The sequence below is a fragment of the Streptomyces sp. URMC 124 genome, assembly GCF_051386455.1.
Lineage (GTDB): Bacteria > Actinomycetota > Actinomycetes > Streptomycetales > Streptomycetaceae > Streptomyces.
This window is the reverse complement of the sequence record NZ_JBPQTS010000288.1, coordinates 1-3,219: the sequence shown is the minus strand read 5'-3', so window position 1 is coordinate 3,219 and position 3,219 is coordinate 1. Positions and strand designations below refer to the sequence as shown.

3 protein-coding genes and 4 tRNA genes are annotated in these 3,219 nt (G+C 73.6%); 3 read left to right on the top strand and 4 right to left on the bottom strand.

Features of this window, described 5'->3' with window-relative positions; translation table 11 throughout:
- The first annotated feature begins 372 nt into the window (after positions 1-372).
- Positions 373-591, top strand: a complete 219-nt coding sequence (locus ACSNOG_RS32270; RefSeq protein WP_436756254.1) for a hypothetical protein — start codon at positions 373-375, stop codon at positions 589-591.
- 215 nt (positions 592-806) lie between these two features.
- Here ACSNOG_RS32270 and ACSNOG_RS32265 read toward each other — a convergent pair.
- The 4 genes from ACSNOG_RS32265 to ACSNOG_RS32250 all read right to left on the bottom strand — a co-directional run bounded on the left by ACSNOG_RS32265 (position 807) and on the right by ACSNOG_RS32250 (position 1,156).
- Positions 807-878: transfer RNA gene (locus ACSNOG_RS32265), tRNA-Val, on the bottom strand.
- A 20-nt stretch (positions 879-898) separates the two neighbouring features.
- Positions 899-973 (bottom strand) — tRNA-Val (locus tag ACSNOG_RS32260).
- 1 nt (position 974) lies between these two features.
- Positions 975-1,048 (bottom strand) — tRNA-Cys (locus ACSNOG_RS32255).
- Positions 1,049-1,083: 35 nt separating this feature from the next.
- Positions 1,084-1,156 (bottom strand) — tRNA-Gly (locus ACSNOG_RS32250).
- A 176-nt stretch (positions 1,157-1,332) separates the two neighbouring features.
- Here ACSNOG_RS32250 and ACSNOG_RS32245 point away from each other — a divergent pair.
- Entirely contained in the window at positions 1,333-2,379 is a 1,047-nt protein-coding gene (locus ACSNOG_RS32245; protein WP_436756255.1) for a chorismate-binding protein, read from the top strand.
- The gene (locus tag ACSNOG_RS32240; protein ID WP_436756253.1) at positions 2,376-3,197 is read left to right on the top strand and encodes an aminotransferase class IV; all 822 of its coding nucleotides are present in this window, start codon (positions 2,376-2,378) and stop codon (positions 3,195-3,197) included. The genes ACSNOG_RS32245 and ACSNOG_RS32240 overlap by 4 nt, the downstream gene beginning before the upstream one ends.
- Positions 3,198-3,219: the final 22 nt, after the last annotated feature.

Here is a 3,219-nt window from a genome sequence, read left to right as displayed (position 1 = left end):
GGGTCGGCGGGACGGTGAAGATCGTTAAGGGTGGGGGAGGGCCGGAAGTGACCGAAGTCACCCGGAGTGGGGCGATTCCCGGGTGGCCCCGGGCTCCTTCTCCGGGTCGCCCCGGACCTCTCCTGCGGGCGGCCCCTCCGGGAAGTCCCCAGGGTCGGGGACGCCCGTGTCCAACCAGGGGAGTAGCCGCCCGGTGCCCGCTCATCCTCCCGGAGGCCCGCCAATCGATACGAGGGCATGACGCCTGGCCGGGGCCGCGCCCCTAATGTTGAGGTCGAGCGGCGGGTGGCAGCACTCGTCCCCCGAGGTCAGACGCCCGCCGCTCGTGAGACTTCACGGACAGGGGACGGGACCGGACACAGGAGCGCAACCATGGCGGACACGGCGGGACGTACGGTCATCCGGTCGCGCGGCCACCGGGCGGCCGGCCTGGTCACGGGCCTCTTCGCACCCCGGCCCTCCGGCACCCGCCACCCGGCGGTCGCCGTGGCCATGGTGCTGCCCGCGGCGGTGTTCCTCGCCGTCCTCTTCGGCGGCTGGGACGCCGTCGTCACACAAGCGTCGTCCGTCGCCGGAATGCTGGGGCGCTGAGCGCTCAGGGTCCGGGAGAGCGGCCCGGGCCGGGGACAAGCCGGCGGATCAACCCCGTGGGGACGGGGGTACGGCGGACGGCACGAAGGGCCGGGCACCTGGGGAGGCGCCCGGCCCCTCGTATGTCTTCAGGTCATTCCCCCTGCACAACCATTCCACCTGCACAAACGGCCGGAGGCCGGAGCCCGTGAGCCCCGGCCTCCGGCCGATCGGCGTGCGCGATACTGGGATTGAACCAGTGACCTCTTCCGTGTCAGGGAAGCGCTCTCCCGCTGAGCTAATCGCGCGGGAAGGTCGGTGAAGACCCTGGTGGACGATACTGGGATTGAACCAGTGACCTCTTCCGTGTCAGGGAAGCGCTCTCCCGCTGAGCTAATCGTCCTTGGAGGTGGAGACGGGATTTGAACCCGTGTAGACGGCTTTGCAGGCCGTTGCCTCGCCTCTCGGCCACTCCACCAGGAGTGCGGGGGTTCGGGAAGATCCCCCAACTCGAGCGGACGACGAGACTCGAACTCGCGACATCCACCTTGGCAAGGTGGTGCTCTACCAACTGAGCTACGTCCGCAGTGTCTGGCCCGTTTCGCTTCCGCGTCCCGGCGACGTGTTGAACTCTAGCGGATTCCAGCGCCAGCTCAAATTCCGTTTCCGCAGCGTGCTGCCCTGATTGTTCGCCCCGGCCGCTCCGGACGGCCCCGCCATAGACTCGATGACGTGCACAGCTTCCCCCCGAGCCTCCCTCCGATGGCCCGCTTCGGCGGCCTCCTCGCCACCGATCTGCGCGACGTCACCCGCGACCCGGCCGCCCTGGAGTCCACCGGCTGGTGGGCGGTCGTCGCGGACTTCGAGGGGCGGCTGACCTGCGCGCGCTTCGGCGACGTGCGGCCCGCCCCGCCCCGCCCGGCGGCCGGCGCCCGGTGGCGCGGCCCGGCCCCGGGGGACTGGACCAGCTCCCTGGACCGCGCCGCCTACACCGCGGGCGTCCGCCGCATCCGCGAGCACATCGCGGCCGGCGAGGTCTACCAGGCCAACCTCTGCCGCGTCCTCAGCGCGCCCCTGCCCGACCCCGGCGCGGCGGACGTCGACGCCCTCACCGCCCTCCTCGCGCGCGACAACCCCGCCCCCTACGCGGGCTGCGTCCGCCTCCCCGCCCACGGCGTCGAGGTCGCCACCGCCTCTCCGGAGCTCTATCTGCGCCGCACCGGCCGGACCGTCGAGTCCGGCCCGATCAAGGGCACCGGCCGCACCGCCGCCGACCTCCTGGAGAAGGACCACGCCGAGAACGTGATGATCGTGGACCTCGTTCGCAACGACCTCGGCCGCGTCTGCGCCACCGGCTCCGTGACCGTCCCCGCCCTGTGCGCCGTCGAGCCCCACCCCGGGCTGGTCCACCTCGTCTCCACCGTGCGCGGCAGGATCGCCGACGGCGCCGGGTGGGCCGAGCTGTTCTCGGCCACCTTCCCGCCCGGCTCGGTCACCGGCGCCCCCAAGGAGAGCGCCCTGCAGATCATCCGCGCCCTGGAGACGGCCCCCCGCGGCCCCTACTGCGGCGGCGTCGGCTGGGTCGACGCCGACCGCGGCACCGGCCAGCTCGCCGTCGGCATCCGCACCTTCTGGATCGACCGCACCGCATCCCCCGCCCCCGTCCTCCGCTTCGGTACCGGCGCCGGCATCACCTGGGGCTCCGACCCCGAGCGAGAGTGGGCCGAGACGGAGCTCAAGGCTTCCCGGCTCCTCGCGATAGCGTCGGGCACCGGCACCCATCAGCCGCTCGGAGGGACGACACGGTGACGATCTGGCTCAACGGTTCGCTGCAGGACGCCGACAGCGCGCGCGTGTCGGTCCTCGACCACGGTCTGACCGTCGGCGACGGCGTCTTCGAGACGCTCAAGGCCGCCCACGGCCGCCCCTTCGCCCTCACCCGCCACCTCGCGCGGCTGACCGCCTCCGCCCGCGCCCTGGGCCTGCCCGAGCCCGACCTCGACGAGATCCGGCACGCCTGCGCGGCCGTCCTCGCCGCCGACCCCGTGCCGCTCGGGCGGCTGCGCATCACCTACACCGGCGGCCTCGCCCCCCTCGGCTCCGAGCGCGGCGCCGCCCGCCCCACCCTCGTCGTCGCCGTCGCCGAGACGCCCCGGCGCCCCGACACCACCGCCGTCGTGACCGTGCCCTGGACCCGCAACGAACGCGGGGCCCTCGCCGGCATCAAGTCCACCTCCTACGGCGAGAACGTCGTCGCCCTCGCCCGCGCCAAGGAGCACGGCGCCGGGGAGGCGCTGCTCGCCAACACCGCCGGGGCGCTGTGCGAGGGCACCGCCTCCAACGTCTTCGTCGTCCTCGACGGCGAGCTGCACACCCCGCCCCTCGCCTCCGGCTGCCTCGCCGGCATCACCCGGGCCCTCGTCCTGGAGTGGACGGGGGCCAAGGAGACGGACCTGCCCTACGACGTTCTGGAGCGCGCCGAAGAGGTCTTCCTGACCTCCTCCCTCCGCGACGTCCAGGCCGTCCGGGCCGTCGACGGCCGGGAGCTGCCCGCCGCACCCGGCCCGGTGACCGCCAAGGCCGCCCGGATCTTCGACGAGCAGTCGACGGCGGACCTCGACCCGTAGGGGGCCGCCGGGGGCGGGGGCG

What these genes read in the sequence shown, in the direction of transcription:
- ACSNOG_RS32270 (WP_436756254.1), top strand. Translation starts at nt 373, where the DNA reads ATGGCGGACACGGCGGGACGTACGGTCATCCGGTCGCGCGGCCACCGG.
- ACSNOG_RS32245 (WP_436756255.1), top strand. Translation starts at nt 1,333, where the DNA reads ATGGCCCGCTTCGGCGGCCTCCTCGCCACCGATCTGCGCGACGTCACC.